The organism is Planctopirus sp. SH287, from assembly GCF_056500625.1.
In genome coordinates this window covers 1570282-1586812 of sequence record NZ_CM151403.1, presented here as the reverse complement: position 1 = coordinate 1586812, position 16531 = coordinate 1570282, and the positions used below count along the sequence as shown (strand labels likewise).

The 16531-nt window shown below is 51.8% G+C and carries 19 protein-coding genes; 11 read left to right on the top strand and 8 right to left on the bottom strand.

What is annotated here, in order from left to right; all coding sequences use genetic code 11:
- The first annotated feature begins 32 nt into the window (after nucleotides 1-32).
- From SH287x_RS05985 to SH287x_RS05970, 4 genes are all read left to right on the top strand, one after another.
- Nucleotides 33-914 carry a YicC/YloC family endoribonuclease gene (locus tag SH287x_RS05985; protein ID WP_479517653.1) on the top strand — a complete coding sequence of 294 codons (882 nt, stop codon included), beginning with the start codon at nucleotides 33-35 and terminating at the stop codon, nucleotides 912-914.
- A 120-nt stretch (nucleotides 915-1034) separates the two neighbouring features.
- Entirely contained in the window at nucleotides 1035-1655 is a 621-nt protein-coding gene (gmk, locus tag SH287x_RS05980; protein ID WP_479517651.1) for a guanylate kinase, read from the top strand.
- Nucleotides 1640-1900, top strand: coding sequence for a DNA-directed RNA polymerase subunit omega (locus SH287x_RS05975; RefSeq protein WP_479517649.1), 261 nt, complete (start codon nucleotides 1640-1642; stop codon nucleotides 1898-1900). Before gmk ends, SH287x_RS05975 begins: the two co-directional genes overlap by 16 nt.
- Before the next feature lie 261 nt (nucleotides 1901-2161).
- Nucleotides 2162-2725, top strand: coding sequence for a flavoprotein (locus tag SH287x_RS05970; RefSeq protein WP_479517647.1), 564 nt, complete (start codon nucleotides 2162-2164; stop codon nucleotides 2723-2725).
- A gap of 19 nt (nucleotides 2726-2744) precedes the next feature.
- Here the strand turns inward: SH287x_RS05970 and SH287x_RS05965 are convergent, their stop codons facing one another.
- From SH287x_RS05965 to SH287x_RS05955, 3 genes are all read right to left on the bottom strand, one after another.
- Nucleotides 2745-3584, bottom strand: coding sequence for a SirB1 family protein (locus SH287x_RS05965; RefSeq protein ID WP_479517645.1), 840 nt, complete (start codon nucleotides 3582-3584; stop codon nucleotides 2745-2747).
- A 205-nt stretch (nucleotides 3585-3789) separates the two neighbouring features.
- Nucleotides 3790-4212, bottom strand: coding sequence for an ATP-binding protein (locus SH287x_RS05960; protein WP_479517643.1), 423 nt, complete (start codon nucleotides 4210-4212; stop codon nucleotides 3790-3792).
- Nucleotides 4213-4482: 270 nt separating this feature from the next.
- Complete coding sequence (locus tag SH287x_RS05955) at nucleotides 4483-4836, bottom strand: STAS domain-containing protein (protein ID WP_479517641.1); 354 nt, start codon at nucleotides 4834-4836, stop codon at nucleotides 4483-4485.
- 729 nt (nucleotides 4837-5565) lie between these two features.
- On the opposite strand from SH287x_RS05955, the gene SH287x_RS05950 reads away from it, so the two are divergent.
- From SH287x_RS05950 to SH287x_RS05940, 3 genes are all read left to right on the top strand, one after another.
- On the top strand, nucleotides 5566-6060 hold the full coding sequence (locus SH287x_RS05950; RefSeq protein ID WP_479517639.1) for a hypothetical protein: 495 nt from the start codon (nucleotides 5566-5568) through the stop codon (nucleotides 6058-6060).
- Between the two features lie 102 nt (nucleotides 6061-6162).
- Nucleotides 6163-6810: a bifunctional 4-hydroxy-2-oxoglutarate aldolase/2-dehydro-3-deoxy-phosphogluconate aldolase gene (locus tag SH287x_RS05945; RefSeq protein WP_479517637.1), complete on the top strand. Its 648-nt coding sequence runs from the start codon at nucleotides 6163-6165 to the stop codon at nucleotides 6808-6810.
- Nucleotides 6811-7399: 589 nt separating this feature from the next.
- Nucleotides 7400-8923: a hypothetical protein gene (locus tag SH287x_RS05940; RefSeq protein WP_479517635.1), complete on the top strand. Its 1524-nt coding sequence runs from the start codon at nucleotides 7400-7402 to the stop codon at nucleotides 8921-8923.
- Nucleotides 8924-9089: 166 nt separating this feature from the next.
- Here SH287x_RS05940 and SH287x_RS05935 read toward each other — a convergent pair whose 3' ends face one another.
- The 3 genes from SH287x_RS05935 to SH287x_RS05925 all read right to left on the bottom strand — a co-directional run bounded on the left by SH287x_RS05935 (nucleotide 9090) and on the right by SH287x_RS05925 (nucleotide 11241).
- Nucleotides 9090-9926, bottom strand: coding sequence for a purine-nucleoside phosphorylase (locus tag SH287x_RS05935; RefSeq protein WP_479517633.1), 837 nt, complete (start codon nucleotides 9924-9926; stop codon nucleotides 9090-9092).
- A gap of 404 nt (nucleotides 9927-10330) precedes the next feature.
- The gene (locus SH287x_RS05930) at nucleotides 10331-10672 is read right to left on the bottom strand and encodes a hypothetical protein (RefSeq protein ID WP_479517631.1); all 342 of its coding nucleotides are present in this window, start codon (nucleotides 10670-10672) and stop codon (nucleotides 10331-10333) included.
- Between the two features lie 341 nt (nucleotides 10673-11013).
- Nucleotides 11014-11241 (bottom strand): hypothetical protein, encoded by a 228-nt coding sequence (locus SH287x_RS05925; RefSeq protein ID WP_479517629.1) that lies wholly within the window; start codon nucleotides 11239-11241, stop codon nucleotides 11014-11016.
- A 193-nt stretch (nucleotides 11242-11434) separates the two neighbouring features.
- Between SH287x_RS05925 and SH287x_RS05920 the strand changes: the two genes are divergently transcribed.
- The 4 genes from SH287x_RS05920 to SH287x_RS05905 all read left to right on the top strand — a co-directional run bounded on the left by SH287x_RS05920 (nucleotide 11435) and on the right by SH287x_RS05905 (nucleotide 14943).
- Nucleotides 11435-12112: a YbaN family protein gene (locus SH287x_RS05920; RefSeq protein WP_479517627.1), complete on the top strand. Its 678-nt coding sequence runs from the start codon at nucleotides 11435-11437 to the stop codon at nucleotides 12110-12112.
- Nucleotides 12113-12357: 245 nt separating this feature from the next.
- Nucleotides 12358-12708: a hypothetical protein gene (locus SH287x_RS05915; protein WP_479517625.1), complete on the top strand. Its 351-nt coding sequence runs from the start codon at nucleotides 12358-12360 to the stop codon at nucleotides 12706-12708.
- 141 nt (nucleotides 12709-12849) lie between these two features.
- A complete protein-coding gene (locus tag SH287x_RS05910) occupies nucleotides 12850-14373 on the top strand; it encodes an MFS transporter (RefSeq protein ID WP_479517623.1) in 1524 nt (507 codons plus the stop codon).
- Between the two features lie 135 nt (nucleotides 14374-14508).
- Nucleotides 14509-14943, top strand: coding sequence for an FHA domain-containing protein (locus tag SH287x_RS05905; RefSeq protein ID WP_479517621.1), 435 nt, complete (start codon nucleotides 14509-14511; stop codon nucleotides 14941-14943).
- A gap of 27 nt (nucleotides 14944-14970) precedes the next feature.
- Here SH287x_RS05905 and SH287x_RS05900 read toward each other — a convergent pair whose 3' ends face one another.
- Nucleotides 14971-15459 carry a hypothetical protein gene (locus SH287x_RS05900; protein ID WP_479517619.1) on the bottom strand — a complete coding sequence of 163 codons (489 nt, stop codon included), beginning with the start codon at nucleotides 15457-15459 and terminating at the stop codon, nucleotides 14971-14973.
- A gap of 185 nt (nucleotides 15460-15644) precedes the next feature.
- Entirely contained in the window at nucleotides 15645-16394 is a 750-nt protein-coding gene (locus SH287x_RS05895; protein ID WP_479517617.1) for a dTMP kinase, read from the bottom strand.
- Nucleotides 16395-16531 lie beyond the last annotated feature (137 nt).

Sequence of the window (16531 nt, the reverse complement as noted above, 5' to 3'; positions counted from 1 at the left end):
GTCTTCATGGTCTTAGTTCAAGGTAGTATTCGTTGCTTCTCAGCATGACGGGAATCGGCCTTGGTGCCGCGGAATCGGGAACGAGTCGGATTTCAGTGGAAATCCGTTCTGTCAATAATCGATATTTCAAGTTGGCACTGCGCTGTCCTGACCGGCTTTCAAGCTTTGAACCTGATGTGGAAAAGTTACTACGGGAGAAGATCTCCCGGGGAACGCTCAATGTCAGTGTCCGACTGGAAAACCACGGGGGACTCCCGACAACACGAATTCAACCGGAAGTCCTTAAGGCGTATTGGACTCAGCTTACTCCTCTGGCCAAAGACCTCAAAGCCAAACCACCACGTCTTTCTGAACTGTTGATGTTGCCTGGTGTGCTGAGTGATGACACTCAAGATGATCAGGAAACCAATTGTCATGCGAGTCTGCTGAAGGAAGCTTTGGCACGGGCACTCTCCGAGTTTGAAGCCTTCCGTATCCGTGAGGGAGCTGCCATGCAGGCGGACCTCTGCAAAAGTCAGGAAACCATTACTTCACAGGTGCAGACTGTCGCCGATTCAGCGCCCCGTGTGATCAGCGAATATCGCGATAAGCTTCTGGAGCGGGTCAACCAACTGCTGGCATCCACCTCATCGACGGTCACTCCCGCTGATGTGATTCGGGAAGTCAGCCTGTTTGCCGACAAGTGCGATATCAACGAAGAATTAGCCCGTTTGGCGAGCCATTTTCAACAGTTTGAAAAATATCTGGCAGATGCGACATCGCAAGGGCGAAAGATTGAGTTTCTGCTACAGGAAATGTTCCGAGAGATTAACACCATCGGCTCGAAAGCCAACCAGGCCTCAATTGCTCATTGCGTGGTTGAAATGAAAGCTGCTTTGGAGCGGATGCGTGAAGTGATTCAAAACGTGGAGTAAAACGTTCACCGGGGTCAACTTGCTCTGAAGCTCACGTCGAGTTTCAAGACGACTGTTCCTATTTCATTTGTTCTGGGTCTCACTATTTCCACCTTTCATGGCCAACAGGATCAGCAAGTCATGATCAAGGCACCGGAAACATCCTCCGCGGCCTCCAGCGTGCCGTTCCGTGTGGTGGTCTTGTCTGGCCCCAGCGGCAGTGGCAAAACAACGATCGTCAATCAACTGATCCGTCGGTCGCCTGTCCCGATCGTCAAGGCCATTTCCGCCACGACGCGCCCTCCCCGCAAAGGAGAGCAGGATGGGGAAGACTATTACTTTCTGACGCATGAGCAGTTTCAGGCCAGTCAGGCCAAAGGCGAATTTGTTGAAACAGCTGAGGTTTACGGGGCCGGTTACTGGTACGGAACATTGTTATCAGAGGTTGACCGTGCCCGACGCCTGAACTCCTGGTCATTTCTGGAAATTGATGTGGAAGGAGCCTTGCATGTCATGCAGCTTTTTCCGGATGCGATTACAATTTTCCTGAAGACCCCTTCACCAGAAATTTTTGAACAACGACTTCGCGGTCGAGGAACAGACTCCGAAGAAACCATCCAGCGACGCTTGCGGCAAGCTCATCATGAACTTGCGCAAGCCGAGAAATATCGACACCAGGTTGTTAATGACGACCTGGAACTGGCAGTCACTCGCATCATCAGCCTTTTGGAACACGAGGTTACGTTATGCTCGAAGAACTGAAAGAAGAAGCCATCGTCCGTAAGGTCGGTGGGCGATTCAAGCTCTCCACACTGATTCAGAAGCGGATGGTGGCACTCAATCGTGGTGCTCGTCCATTGGTTGAAATTCAGACCAAGAATCCCATGGAAGTCGTCGTTCAGGAAATTCTCCAGGACAAGATTTTCCTGGATGCGTCTGGAAACCTCCAGACAGCGCCCAGCGTGCCTCGTGAGATGGATGCTGGCCCATCGCTTGACGATCTCTAAGATTACCGGTGACGCTCTTGCCTTGATTGCGTCGCCCTTGATCGTGTCACAACGGATGATCCCGTCTTGCTGCCAATACCTGCTGACTGGGCAATTCATAAAAACGGTGTCAGCGTACAAACCGCTGACGCCGTTTTTTTATGACAAGGCCAGGAACGACAACCAGTTTCCCCCTGATAAACAGGATAGAATGAAGTGAGATGAGTGGTTGGACTTCTCTCAATCTCTTATTGGCTACTGACAACTTCCATGGATCGACTCATGGCACGCTTTGAAATTCTGTTGGGTGTCACAGGAGGAATTGCCGCTTATAAAACGGCCGATCTCTGTAGCAAACTCGTTCAACGAGGAGCAGCCGTTTCGGTTGTCATGACCGCTGCTGCCGAAAAATTTATCGGCCCCAGCACCTTTGAGGCATTAACCGGTCGGCCAGTCATTCGAGACCTGTTTGAACCCAAAGAACATTTCCGAGGCGAACATATTGGATTGGCAGAACGAGCCAACGTCTATTTGATTGCTCCCGCAACGGCCAACACCATGGCCCAGATTGCTCATGGTTTCGCGCCAGATCTCGTCAGCACATTAGCACTGACAGTCACTTGTCCCCTTGTGCTGGCACCCGCCATGAATTGCGAAATGTGGGCGAAACCCAGCGTGGCGAGGAACGTCGAACGCCTGAAGAATGATGGAGCGCTCATTATCGAGCCGGGAGAAGGGTGGTTAAGTTGCGGCCAAATCGGGCGAGGGCGAATGGCTGAACCCCTCGAGATTCAATCCTTCCTGGAACAGCGATTCCCGGAACTTCCCGCAAAGGCAATCAACTGACCACCTTCAGCAAACGGTTTCAGTTTCGTTCGGATAGGCAACGGACAGCTTCCTGCCAATGACGCGTCAGAACACTGCGTTCGCTCCCTTCACAAGTGCGCAGGCAATCTTCGAGCAGTTGTACGGCCAAGCCATAATGCCTGGCTTTGAAAGCAATCAACCCCAGATCCCGATGCTGGTCAAACCGGCCAGGCAACAGCGCTGTCAGACGCTTCTGCACCTGATGAGCCATCTCCCAATCCCCATGCTTCACATGGAGAACTTTCAAATTATTGAGCATTCGTGTGATGACTTCTCGTGGTCGGGCAGGGGTCAGCATGGGTTCAATTTCGCTGGCCTCAAGCTCACTGAGTTCCACAAGCCACTGGAGGCAGTCGTCCCAGTCAAGAATGACTCCCCCTCGAAACGCATCAATAAAGAGCGGACCGAGATCGGTTTCCATCCGCAATAAAAACTGCAGGGGCGCCGAGACGCCATCCAGCCAGATTCCCGCTGCTCGCGCCACTTCCTGCCAGACGAGAGACAGACTGATCGGTAAACCGGTTCCGGTGCTGATGACCCGATTGAGATAACTTGCTTCAGCCTGATCATAGGCACTCGTCGTGCCATGCAGACCATGTGTCCCTGAAAGACAGGACGCGAGAGCCTCCAATTGATCACGCGGTTGATCCGCATGGGCGATGAGAGTACGCACTTCGTTTGCCCGTCGACCGATCCATTCCAAAGTGGGCTGAAAATCCAGCCCTGGTTGGGCATCCCGAGCGATTTCCAATGCTGCGATCGTGAGATTGGCCTCGCGATCGCGTTTGATCAGCTTGGTAAATTCTGCGTCACCGGGAAAATCGAACTTCAACGTCATCGGAGACTGCCCGCAAACTGATGGATCGAGCTTGTCTTGAGGAACCAGAACCTCAGGCATCAGAGCCAGTGCGGAAACTCAATCACTCCGTCACAAAAACTCTGATTCTTGTATTCTCCAGTTGTTTCTCGATAGAGCTGCCACGATTTTACACAACCGTCCAGCAGACTCGAAGTCGAAATCAGCGGACATTGAAGAAACTTCGTTATTCCTCAGGAGCGACCCGTAGTTTTTCCAACAGCACCTTGTTGCCAGATTCGTTGTATTCCACCTTCGTCATGAAGGCTCTCATCAGCATGATTCCCCGGCCGCAAGGACGTTCCAGGTTTTCTTCAGCCGTCGGGTCGGGAACGTCACTCCAGTCAAAACCAGGTCCCTGGTCTTCAATCTCCACACGCGCCAGCACATCACTGACGTGGCAAGCAATGCGAACCTGCTTTTCAGGATCCATTCGGTTGCCATGCTTAATGGCGTTTACCAGCCCTTCCTCCAGCGCCAGCCTCATGCCAAAGACATCACGAGGGGAAAATTCAGCTGTTTCCATAGCGGCAATAATCCGCTCCTGGACAATCTGTCCCTCCGCAGTATCACTGGGAATATGAATTTCAAACTCTTCATAAATCGGCATGGCGCTACTGCTGTCGAGGATAATCCGGGGCTTGGTTGAACCAATCACTTGATGCCAAATTGACTCAAGGATTATTTCAACCCCTTCAACACACCATTGTTACGTGTTATGGAGTTCCTTTACGGGAAATCGCCAAAAGATCATACGGCGTTTCCTGTCAGAAAATCCCCCATGACTCAGCCCCCAGAGCATTCAAACGCGAAGTCAGGCTCGACGTCTTGATTGACTCAAAGAGATGATCGTTACGCACCAATGACAGCTCTGCGGGGATCAGATCCCTTCCAGGGCCTGCTCCTGAGTCGACTTGATGTCAAAAATTTTGTCCAGACGGGTGATCTGGAAGACTTCCAGAATTTCAGGACGAATGGCACACAAACGGAGCTTCCCGCGTGCGGCCTTCACCTTCTTGTCCATCGTGATCAGTTTGCCAAGAGCAGCACTTGAGAGATACTCAACCGTCGAGAAATCGAGAACGATCTTCTTGCGACCATCCTCATCGACGAGGCCGAACATCTGATTGCCAATCAATTGGATATTGGTTTCGTCAAGAATTTTCCTGTCGATAAACTTAGCTACGGTCACGTCGCCAACTTCTTCGATGTCCAGACGTCTTGTGCTCGACATGGGATTTCCTGCTAGTAGATGAGAACCTGCCAGAATTGGCCCGAGAAAACTTCTGCGATCACAAGTTTTCCTGATGAACGGCAACAATCATCAACACCGCACCTGTGGTCTCTCAACCCTGGTACCATGAATATGGGATCATTGTTGGCCGTTCAGTGCAAGTCAAGCGTTTTCCATGACTTGACTTACGGCGACTTGCATTGAGATATTTCATCGGTGCGGTGGCCCAGGGAGGCCACCCGACTTCAAACATTTCGCTTTATACCCGATCTTTCAAAAGAAGATGGCTCGTCTTGCCGGTGAACGCGAGCAAAAAATAATTCCTTTGGGTCAACCAAGGGAATTAAGCGGGACATCGGAAAACTCGCCGTCCCCGACAAATGCCACTTTAACGTCGATAAAATGCAACATTCTGTCCGAAAGGCCTTTAATTGTCTGAGGCATTACCCTTACTTTTTTGCCCCTGACGCCAACATACCCAAGAAATGGTAGCTCAAATTCTTTCGTATTTTTCTGCGCATTGTGAATTACCCACGACAAATCAGGAGATTGGGCAGGAATCGGGCCGTCAAAAACAGGATTTTCCTAAACTCTCCCAGAGATCTCGCACCAACTCGTTGCCTCAAGCATGTTTTTCAGAATACTTATCTGTGTGAATTGCCTTCGCTGAGTCCTCCGCCTCTCCAACCCAGGTGGATCCGCACCCTTTCAAATCAGGCGAACTTTCGTATGAGTGGGAATTTTGATGATCGCCTCGAGAAAGCCATTCAACGCGGCAATCGTCAGCGCGATGAAGAAGGGAGTCAGCGGGCGAAAGCCGCTCGTACGGATGAAGACTACCGCCAGCAGCACGGGGCACTCCGGCTGGAGTTGTCCGATCACATTGAATTGGCCATGAAAAAAATGGTGGATCATTTTCCGGGATTCAACTTCAAAACCGTGGTCTCACCGGATGGCTGGGGAGCCAGAGCCAGTCGAGATGACGTTTCGGGAACGTCTCGACGGGATGTTCAACAGTTATATTCTTATCTCGAAGTTCTGGTGCGTCCTTACAACAGTGCGGCCCGAATCATTGATATTGTGGTTCGCGGAACCATTCGGAACAAAGAGATTCTCAGGCGAAATGAATTTGCCCTCCTTGATGAAGCCGATGCTGTCACATTCCGCACCAGTATTGACCAATGGGTTGTTCAATATGCCGAACGGTACGCCGCTCAGGGCTGAGATGACTCTCGCCTGTCAAACTCGATGAGACATTCGGTTGAGTCGTGAGAGAGTCATTGCCTCCCTTTAATTGATGTTGATCTTGACCAGGAATTGTTGGATATGAGTCGTCACTCCAGTATTACCCGGATTCTTGAGTCTGGTCTGGTCGCGATCCTCCGGGCCGATGCGCCCGACACGCTTGTTCCTCTGTGCCATGGACTCTCCAAAGGAGGTATCGATGTCATCGAAATTACGATGACAGTTCCTGGCGCCCTGGATGTTATTCGCCAGTTGAGTCGAGAACTGGGTGATCGCGTGCTGGTTGGCGCGGGAACGATTCTTGACCCGGAAACGGCACGACTGGCCATTCTGGCTGGAGCCGAGTTTCTGGTTACGCCGTCATTGAATCTGGAAACCATCAAGCTGAGCCATCGTTACGACAAACTGATCCTCCCCGGCATTCTCAGCCCCACCGAGTTGATCACCGCGCTGGAAACCGGGGCATCGATGGTCAAACTGTTTCCTGCTGATGCGGTAGGCCCCACCTTTCTCTCGGCACTCACACGGCCATTTCCGCAAGCGATGATTGTCCCGACCGGCGGTGTCACGCTGGAAACGCTGAAATCATTTGTAGACGCGGGTGCTGCCGCCGTCGGATTGGCCACAAGTTTGGTGGATAAAGCGTTGGCCGCCTCAGGAGATGCCGAAGAAGCGCAACGCCGAGCCGCAACTTTTGTCGCAAAATATGCCGAAGTGCGACGTCGATAGCAGAGTTCAGTACGAACGCCTGCTCTTTCCGGCATAAACCACCGCCATTGACTGAAAGTCTGCACTCATGCGCGCATCTGGTCGGCATTAACAGGGCAATGTCATCTCAATGACCACCCGATGATCAGATCACATTGAGGTTTGCATGAAGTCATAGGCCGTCAACAGACGATATGAAACTGTACCACGTTTAGCGGCCGTGGCAGTTTTTCCGAGTCTAGTGCCGTGTCACGGCTTTGTCTTCAGGTTGATGTCGCCGTAACGTCCTCCGTTGTCGGACTTAACAACAGAAGAGACCCGAATTTTATACTTTGACAATGCACTAGTAACATCAACCGAGTTCGTTTTACGAATCGAATCTGTGACTGCTCCGGAACAATTGTTTTCCGATTACATATGACCCGCTAGTGGAATGACGACTCCGTTTTGACAGGTTGCTGAACTCAGCCGCAGGCTTGTTGGCCTGCACGTCGATTAAGGCTTAACCTGCCAAATCGGGTTTGAAGCTCCACTAGATTACGAGTTCTCGAAGAGGCCCGACATGGGGAGGTTTGCTCAAGCGTGTTTGTATTTCTGCCTGATGGCGGGGATGACAACGTCTGCGCTGGCAGCCAACCCCATCGTCACCAGCAAGAACCGTTTCCGAATCCCTTTCAAAGTCGACCCTGCAGCGCTTCAGCGAATGAATGCGCAGGAATTGAGGCTCTACGTCTCTTCTGATCAGGGAGCCACATGGAATCTGGCTCAGGCGATCAACCCGGAGATCGGTAAATTTGAGTACCAGTCACCGGGTGATGGTGAGTTCTGGTTCTCGGTCAAGACTCTTGATGGTGATAATCAACTTCAACCAAATGGCCGTGTGTTTGAGCCGGGGCTGATGGTCATTGTTGATACACAAGAACCTCGTGTTGATCTTTCATTACAAGAAGTTTCTCAAGGAAAAGTTCAACTTTCCTGGCACTTGCACGATCAGAATCTTGATCCATCAACGCTGAAACTGGAATATTCCCAGCCCGGAGTTTCAGGGTGGCAGGCCATGAGCGTCGCGCCGCGAGCAACCGGTCAGACCGCATGGAGTGTCCCTCAGGGAGGGATTGTGGCAGTGCGTGGTTCGGTGCTGGATCGAGCGGGGAACTCCGGGCGAGGAACGGTTCAATCCACTGTTCGCGGAGCTGACGGGGCCGGAAAAGCTGCCACACCAGACTTAAGGCAACCGATTGCCAGTACCACTCCGGGGAATTCTTCACTCGGATTTGGCGGGCCATTGATCGAGCCTTCACCCCGTGTCCCCTTGTCTCAGCCACAAATGGGCCTGATCGGACGACCTGTCTCCAGTGATGTCCAGTCTCGTCCTGACATTGTGCAGAATCCTTACGGCTTGCCGGGTGACAACTTTGATCAGCTACCAAATAACCCGCCAGCAGTAGAAAACAGTCCACCCCGCGCTTCAAACGCGATTGCTGCGGCTGACAAAAACTTCACTGGGAAACTCGTCGCCACACGCAAATTTCAGTTGGCTTATCGAGTGGATGATCTGGGGCCTTCTGGTATTGGAGCTGTCGAACTCTTCATCACGCAGGACAACGGCCAGAAATGGTATCGTTATGGCGAAGATGCCGATCTCAAAAGCCCCTTTGATGTGCAGGTTCCGCACGATGGTGTCTATGGATTTGAAATTCGGGTTCGCAGTGGTGCAGGGCTGTCAGCTGATCCCCCTGTCAACGGCATGCCCCCCTCGATCTTAGTAAAAGTTGATCAGACTCCTCCTGCGCTGGAACTTCAGGGAGTCGAACAAGGGACTGGCCTCAAGCAAAATCAGATCATCATTCGCTGGAGAGTGCAGGATGCCAACATCGCTGAAGCTCCGATTTCTCTCTATGCCGCTCCTTCACCGGGAGGCCCCTGGAACATGATCAGCGACTGGCGGCCTGACACGGGAAGCTTCCAGTGGGAATTGCCACCAAATGGCCCCAGCGAGGTTTTTGTCCGCGTGGTGGCTCGTGACGCCGTCGGAAATTTCACAAAGGCTGAATCAACTCAAGCTGTGGTGATTGATCTGAAACGGCCTTCCGCACGGATTGTCGATATCGCCCCCGGCCTGCCTCGCGATTAAGCCTTCCAGGCGAAAATTGGTGGTGATCCTGAAAAAACAGGAATCACAACCAACAGGAACGCAACGGAGTCCTCGTTCCCGGCAAGAAGTCGCAACATCAACCAAACCCCATCAATAATACACGATGGGAGATTTTGAGTTGATGTCGCGACAAATGGCAAAGCCGTTACTGAGCGAGAGCAATACGCGGCAACAGTTCAGGAATCAGTTTTGCCAGCTTGGCCCCCCCTTTGGCGGCCACTTCCAGAATCTTGGATAACTCAACCGGCTCCAGTGCATCGGGAAGACACAGGTCAGTGACAACTGAAAATCCCAATACGCGCAGGTTCGAGTGAACTGCGACAAGGACTTCAGGAACTGTCGACATTCCGACGACATCAGCTCCCATCAACTTCAGCATGCGATACTCAGCCCGAGTCTCTAGATTCGGCCCGCTGACAGCCACGAAAACACCCTTGGGACAATTAATCCCCAGTTCCAGTGCCACAGCGCGAGCCGTGCTGAGATGCTCGCGATCATAAGGGTGGCTCATATCCGGGAAGCGAGGCCCCAGTTCTTCGTCATTGGGGCCACGCAAGGGGTTTTCAGGCATCAGGTTGATGTGGTCTTCAATGATCAGCACATCCGATAGCTCAAGCTGAGGATTGATCCCTCCGGCGGCATTGGTCACGAGAAGTGTTGTAATTCCCAACGCCTTCATCACCCGAACAGGGAACGTCACCTGCTCAAGGCTATAGCCTTCATAGTAGTGGAAGCGACCTTCCATCACGACAACAGGAACACCACGAAGCTTGCCGCAGACCAGTCGGCCCGCGTGCGATTGCACAGTTGATGTGGGGAAGTGCGGGATCTCCGCATAAGGGATAGCGGCCTCCTGCTCAATCTGCTCAGCCAGGCCGCCCAGGCCTGTGCCCAAAATCATGCCGACCACAGGTTGCCCCTGCCAGCGGCTGAGAATCGCTTGTTTTGCTTCGTTGATGCGTTGGCGAAGTGGTGAAGTCATGCTGAATTCCAAATGCGAAAACTGCGGGATATCAGATTCTGCGTTATATCCAAGGCACTGGCATGGTGAAGGAACCGAGTCAAAAAAACAAAGGAGAGCCGGTGTAAAACCAACTCTCCTTTGAATGTTTTTGCGCAGGTGAAACAACAGGCTTGCTGTTCTTTCAAAACTAAACTGTGCCAGCCACGTTTTGCAGAATCAGTGATGCCTGCTTCACCAACAAATCCAGGAGGGACAAGCCCCCATCAGGGACAAGTGCCTTCGCTAAGAAGTCACGATTAGCCCAACGCGATCAACGATTAGTGCCGTGTCACGGCTTTGCCTTCGGGTTAATGTCGCCGCAACGTCCTCCGTTGTCGGACTTAACAACAGAAGATTCCCGAATTTTATACTTTGACAATGCACTAGTAATCATCGTCTTCATCAAGTTCGTCGTCGTCATCGTCATCATCGTCGTCGCTATCGTCATCAAATTCTTCTTCGTCTTCGTATTCGTCATCGAAGTCATCGTCGTCGTCGAAGTCATCCAGATCATCATCATCCAGATCGTCGACATCTTCTTCGTCAAGATCATCGACTTCGTCATCTTCTTCGTCGTCGCTGTCTTCATCGAAGTCTTCGTCCTCGTCGTCATCTCGCGCGCAGACCGGCGATGGAAACAGAGATGTTCCAAAGGCCGTTGCCAGCGAATTTTCAAAGAGGTGGTTCAAACTGTTTGGTGAAATCGAAGATACGGCCAAGCTCATGAATACGAACCCTCAATCCTGATTGGTGTCGTTCCTGTGTCCACAAAGTTCCTGCCCGAAGCAGCGATATGTCGAACGTCAACTCACGTTTTTCGATCGGTCAAATTGCCTTTGGGGGAGTAGGATTTTCCTGCCACTGGTATTCGAGCGAAGTGCCGATGTCAAGGCCCATCAATCGAACGAATTTCAAGAATTTTTGGTGTACCGAAAAATGCGGAAATAGAGAGACTGAATCAGGGCGATATTCAGAGCATCGCCTGCTCAGCGCGGTCAATATAATCAGGCAATCGCGGCAGGCAAGGGTGGAACCCTGTTGCCGGTTAAAATTTCCTTCGAAGTTTTTAGATTCCTTGAAACGAATCGCTTATTTCCAGCGTCCCGTTCATTGCCCACGCCATGTCATTAACCTCTATTTTTCTGGACGAAGCGGGCTTTTCTCCTCTGATTGATGAGAGAAAAGCCTGATGACAGCAGGAAAAGCCGTTCAGGCAACCGTTATCGTGAACAGAGGCGTGTTGCTGGCCGATGCTGAATAAAGAACCAGTACCGCCAGCACTTCGAGAAAGCATTCCTGAATCATTTCATTAAACTGGTGATGCCTGTCAGAAAACGCCAAACGCTTTATCGCTCTCTGTCGCACGATTGTTTTGTTAAAACTGACGAAGTGGCCTTCATGTTCAAAACAAGTGGTGACTCCCACGTGATTTGAAAAACACTTTAAAAGTTCGGCACGATCGATGACGGGATTGTGGGGAGGCTGGAATGAAATGTGAGACCCACACCGCAAAACAGCCTTCATCCGGAGAATCTCCTGCGGAAGCCATGGTGTCGATCGTGACTTCAAATCCTTCTCTCAGATCATGGCGTGTCATCCCGGCAGAGAAGGGTGCGGTCGTTCAACGACTCGAGAAAATTCCCCATGGCTGTGACGAGAGATTGAACCAGTTGCCCCTCCTGCCAGCCCAATCCAGGGAAAGCTCCGAAGAGAATCAGAACCGCTCGATTCCGCTTGTCAAAAGTCCGCTCTGGCGAGTGATTTATCAGTGTCTGGGATGGTTATGCGTGGGCCTGGCTTTCCTCGGAGCGATTCTTCCGGGATTGCCGACTACACCATTTTTGCTTTTGGCCAGCTATCTGTTTTTCCGTTCGTCTCCGGCCCTGCACGCGTGGCTCTATCGAAGCCCCATTGCTGGACAGATTCTGCGAAAATGGGATCGCGACCGGGGTGTCAGTGTGAAGATCAAGTGCTTCGCGATTCTCATTGTGGCGTTCACCGTAGGAGCGACCCTCCTTTTCAGTCCATTGGCAGAATTGCTGAAATGGGGGGTGGGAGCTCTGGCTGCGATCGGAATTACGGTCATTATTTTGCTGCCGCCCCCTCGCTCCTGCCATGTGCCGACTGATACTGCCATTGCCCATCAAGGTGAGTCCCACCCATGAACAGTCGGTGAAACGCCCCCCCGATCAAAAAAATCCAGCGGAACAAAACGCTTCGTACAATCGCTAAAAATCTGTGGTGCCCCCTGTATCAAGCCTTCATATCGATGTTGGCTGATCCCAAAAGTGCGCCCGAAGATTGTGCCGTGAATTCCCAGTGGCCTGAGATTTGATCTTCTCTAAATTCAGGAATTTCCGTACCAGTGATCTTTGTTTTGAAGAGTTCCTCTTCACTTCAGGATTCACTGATGGGGACGCGACACGCTCTTGTGATTGATGATAACCGCATCTGGGTGCGACATCGGGGGCGTACGTTTGGCCCCTTTGATTATGAGTGGAGTTCCGACTTTTGTGGTGCCGAGTTTCATTATGCCGGTCAAAAGTTCGGTGAGTTTTGCAGTGTGGATGAAATTTTTGTCGACACGAGTGAACTGGGGGTGCCGCGAACGGTTTCACAAGTTGCCGTCGTGGCGATTGGCACCATGATCTGCGGTATTTTAGCCGGAGAAAGCTCATCCAGCCGGCAGCAACGCATCCAGGAACGTTTGATTGTTTTGGGTTTTGACAGTTATCTGCCGTTAGAATGTCGGGAAGCTTGAACGATAGAAGTTTGGGTAACTTTCCGAGTCAGGTAAGATCTGATAGAACCCATGCCGGTGGCATCGAGGGACTCTTCCACCAAAGTTGGCCGTCGATAATTCGTTGACGCCCCCCTCGATGAATTTGCCGAGCTAGCTGTCATGACTGCCGTTGTATCGAACGGTTCCGTGGCCCGCGATGAAGTTCCTCCAACTTTGCACCAGCCTGTCCGCCGCAATCTGGCGGCCAGTATGGGGGATGGTGCGTCGTATGGTGTCATGGTGGGGATCGGGGAAACTTATGTCCCCGCCTTTGTTCTGGCAGCAGGACTTGGTGATGTCTTTTCCGGGTTGATCGCCAGTGTCCCGGTCTTTGTGGGCAGCTTGTTGCAACTGGTGTCACCCAGTGCGATTCGCGTATTGGGATCGAATAAACGCTGGGTCATCCTGAATGCCTCGATTCAGGCGGCCTGTTTCATTCCGCTGATAGTCGCAGCGGCACAAGGCACCATTTCTCACTGGCAGGCTTTGTTCATTACCTCCGTTTACTGGGCCACGAGTCTGGCCACCGGGCCAGCCTGGAATACCTGGATGGGGGCGGTGGTTCCGCCTTCTGTTCGCGCCCACTTTTTTGCCAAACGGGCGCGATTCAGCCAAGCCATGACTTTGGCGGGCTTTTTAACTGGAGGACTGATTCTTCAACTGGGAAGCTCATGGGAGTCTCGGACTCAGGCATTTATTTTTCTATTTTTGATTGCTGGCATCAGCCGGTTCATTTCGACAGTCTGCCTTTCTCGTAAGACGGAACCACAACCGGTTCACCTAGCCGATGACACGCCGTTTCTCCAACGAGCCAGAGACTTTGGAAAAGGACGATCAGGGCGGCTGCTTCTGTTTGTCGTTTGCATGCAAGTCGGTGTCTGTATTTCGGGGCCGTTCTTTGTCCCTTATATGCTCAAAGGACTGCATTTAACGTATGTGGAATACGTGATTCTGATTGGAACCTCGTTCGTCGCCAAATTTTTGACGCTCCCCTACTGGGGACGGTTGGCCAAGAAGGTGGGGGCACAGCAACTGCTGTGGATTGGTGCCATTTGTATTACCCCCCTGGCAGCGGCCTGGGATGTCAGTTTTCATTATGGATGGTTAGTTGTCGTCCAGGCGCTGGCGGGAACGGCTTGGGCTGCCTATGAATTGGCTGTCACGTTGTTGTTCCTGGAGGCCATTCCGGAAAAAGAACGTACCGGAACGCTGACCATTTATAACGTGGCCAATAACGCCGCATTGCTTGTCGGATCGCTCATTGGGACAGGGATGCTGCGTTCGATGGGAGTGACAATCGAGGCTTACTTATGGGTCTTTGCGGTCTCGACCCTGGCACGCTGTGCCAGCCTGTTAATTCTGGCCACGGTTCCCAAAATGTCTTCAGGGGTGGTTGAACCGACCTTCCGACCACTTTCTGTTCAACCCTCGATGGGATCGATTGACCAACCGGTGCTTGCCAGTCTTCCGGCAGATGCCGAACAACAGGTGGCCGAAAACGAGCAGCCGGCTTTATCTGACGAAAATCTCGACGAAACAGATCTCAACCAGAAACAGGCAGCCAATTCTCTCGATTCTCATATTGAGTATCCGGCTGAAACTGAAAGTTCGATATCACGCACAGACCGAAGGAATTTCAGCTAGAAAAAGTTGTTCCACCTCCCTTCGCCCCCAAAAGACACGCGGTTGATCATCTTGGGAAAAAATCGGGTGATTGACAGTGCCTCGCGAGTGACGACAATATCAATGCACAGCCGTTCCACAGGAGAAAGAAAGAGCATGAAGGCCGAATTGACGCCGCTCAAAGGTGGCCCGGCGATTCCCATTACACGTGACATCACGTTAATTGGGCGGCAGGAAGACCTCTGTGATGTTTTTATTGATAAATCGAGCATCTCTAAGTTGCACTGTCTGATTGTCCGTACGGATGGCCTGCTTTTCATTCGCGACTTGGGAAGCACTAATGGAACGAAGGTGAATGGCCAGCGGGTGGTTCGGGGAGCGTTGCTGCCGGGGGACGAACTCTCGATCGCGAGCGAGAAATTCCGAGTCATGATGGGGCCATCTGATGCTGTCGTCACACAGCAGGAGGCTCATACCGAAGCCATTCCTGTATCACAGATCCCTGAAGATCGTTTGCATCTCTCGCCAGAAACACCGCTTCCCTTGAATGCTCCCAGCCTCAGTGACGTCCGTCTGGTTGATGAGAATTGATGCTGCCCTGCTGCAAAAGAGCCAATCTCAGGAACCGTGTTTGTCAGCTTCGATCTGTGAGATCTCTTCCAGCGAAAAAGGCCCCAGAGCTTCCAGCTGCCCCAACAGATCTCGATGAATGAGCATCAGTTCTCCCCGCAGGCTTTGGCGGTTATCGATGTAGCCGGAATGTTCTGAGCCATTTTTTAGCGTCATGCGCCAGGGGTGGCTTTCGTCAAACCCGAGTTCGGGGTGGACGATGGCCCCAAAGCGTTCCCACGCCCACCACCAGAGTGTGTGTTTTGGACTGACTTGCCCTGCCAGATCAGTCCATTGAAATTCGGCAAGACGAAGTGATGCGAGATCTGCGGTTGCGCACCAGGGTCGCAGCACACGTTCAATCCAATCCCGTCGTGAAACAATCAGGCTGGGAAAGTCAGGATCAATGGGACAGGGAAGTGGCTTTGCCGGGACAATTTCATTGAGAGGAATGAACGGGCGGGCCGCAGAGGCCATGGATGCTTCGAGTTCGTCCATTGTCAGTCTCTACCATCCCCGGCACTGCCTGCGGTTTGTCACTTCATTCAAGCGTTGAGGTGCCAATTGAATCAGACGCAACCTATTGCATTGTCAAAGTATAAAATTCGTTTTTTCTGTTGTTAAGTCCGACAACGGAGGACGTTGTGGCGACATAAACCCGAAGACAAAGCCGCGACGCGGCACTATTTTGAATCAAGGTAGTGGGTGACTAGCTGAAGAACATCCTGTGCAATCTCCGTCTTGCTCCGGAGTTGCTGTTCGCTCAGGCAACCAATTTTTCGCCAATTTTGGCTGGTTGCTGCCATCTTGCGATATTCCTGCAGAACGGATTCAAGATAGGGTTGATCGGATTCGTGCAGGTCCGCTTTAGATGTTGTGTATTCGCGCGGGGCTTTCCGGTCAATGAGATCAGTCGCGGTTTCCGTCGTCGTGTCGAGGAGCAATGTCAGGTCTGCGAGTGGCAGGCCGAATAATTGATATTCGACATGTTCAATCCAGCGTCTAAGTTCATCACGCTCTTGCAGAGGAGCTTTGATCAACTGGTGTGCCAGATTAGAGGTCACGTAGCGATCACAAAGCACAATCTTTCCCTCTGAAAGTGCATGGATCAATAATCCGCGACTTTCAAAACGGTCTCCCGCATAGAGCAGTGATGCGAGGAAGGGGTGGACTTGTTCCATTGACCCGAAGTGACCATTGAGAAAGTCCCCGACGCGCTGGCCGAAAAACGTCTGCTGGTACCTGGGAAAGCTGAAGACCACGACGTCATGGCCCAAGGTGCCCAGCGAATTTCGCAACAGTTCTGTCTGGGTTCCTTTTCCTGCCCCATCGATCCCTTCAATGACAATCAGGCTGCCGGGATAAACCGGCGTCATGGGGTGAAGATGATCAACAACAGAAGAGGGGCTGGGCAGATCAGAGTTCAAGGACACAACGGCTTTCCAATGTGAACAAAACATCTTTCAAGATTGTGATCACATTATCGTCATTCGCGATGGTAAGGGCGATGGCTATGCCATCGAACTTGATAATGCTCGAAAACTCTCACAATAAAATCGATACAAGTTCG

Bases quoted from the DNA above. Each gene is read 5' to 3' on its own strand.
- SH287x_RS05965 (WP_479517645.1), bottom strand. From the start codon at position 3,584: ATGACGTTGAAGTTCGATTTTCCCGGTGACGCAGAATTTACCAAGCTG.
- SH287x_RS05920 (WP_479517627.1), top strand. From the start codon at position 11,435: ATGAAATGTGAGACCCACACCGCAAAACAGCCTTCATCCGGAGAATCT.
- SH287x_RS05930 (WP_479517631.1), bottom strand. From the start codon at position 10,672: ATGAGCTTGGCCGTATCTTCGATTTCACCAAACAGTTTGAACCACCTC.
- SH287x_RS05935 (WP_479517633.1), bottom strand. From the start codon at position 9,926: ATGACTTCACCACTTCGCCAACGCATCAACGAAGCAAAACAAGCGATT.
- SH287x_RS05950 (WP_479517639.1), top strand. From the start codon at position 5,566: ATGAGTGGGAATTTTGATGATCGCCTCGAGAAAGCCATTCAACGCGGC.
- SH287x_RS05915 (WP_479517625.1), top strand. From the start codon at position 12,358: ATGGGGACGCGACACGCTCTTGTGATTGATGATAACCGCATCTGGGTG.
- SH287x_RS05970 (WP_479517647.1), top strand. From the start codon at position 2,162: ATGGCACGCTTTGAAATTCTGTTGGGTGTCACAGGAGGAATTGCCGCT.
- SH287x_RS05905 (WP_479517621.1), top strand. From the start codon at position 14,509: ATGAAGGCCGAATTGACGCCGCTCAAAGGTGGCCCGGCGATTCCCATT.
- SH287x_RS05955 (WP_479517641.1), bottom strand. From the start codon at position 4,836: ATGTCGAGCACAAGACGTCTGGACATCGAAGAAGTTGGCGACGTGACC.
- SH287x_RS05960 (WP_479517643.1), bottom strand. From the start codon at position 4,212: ATGCCGATTTATGAAGAGTTTGAAATTCATATTCCCAGTGATACTGCG.
- SH287x_RS05900 (WP_479517619.1), bottom strand. From the start codon at position 15,459: ATGGACGAACTCGAAGCATCCATGGCCTCTGCGGCCCGCCCGTTCATT.
- SH287x_RS05925 (WP_479517629.1), bottom strand. From the start codon at position 11,241: ATGCTTTCTCGAAGTGCTGGCGGTACTGGTTCTTTATTCAGCATCGGC.
- gmk (WP_479517651.1), top strand. From the start codon at position 1,035: ATGATCAAGGCACCGGAAACATCCTCCGCGGCCTCCAGCGTGCCGTTC.
- SH287x_RS05940 (WP_479517635.1), top strand. From the start codon at position 7,400: ATGACAACGTCTGCGCTGGCAGCCAACCCCATCGTCACCAGCAAGAAC.
- SH287x_RS05945 (WP_479517637.1), top strand. From the start codon at position 6,163: ATGAGTCGTCACTCCAGTATTACCCGGATTCTTGAGTCTGGTCTGGTC.
- SH287x_RS05975 (WP_479517649.1), top strand. From the start codon at position 1,640: ATGCTCGAAGAACTGAAAGAAGAAGCCATCGTCCGTAAGGTCGGTGGG.
- SH287x_RS05910 (WP_479517623.1), top strand. From the start codon at position 12,850: ATGACTGCCGTTGTATCGAACGGTTCCGTGGCCCGCGATGAAGTTCCT.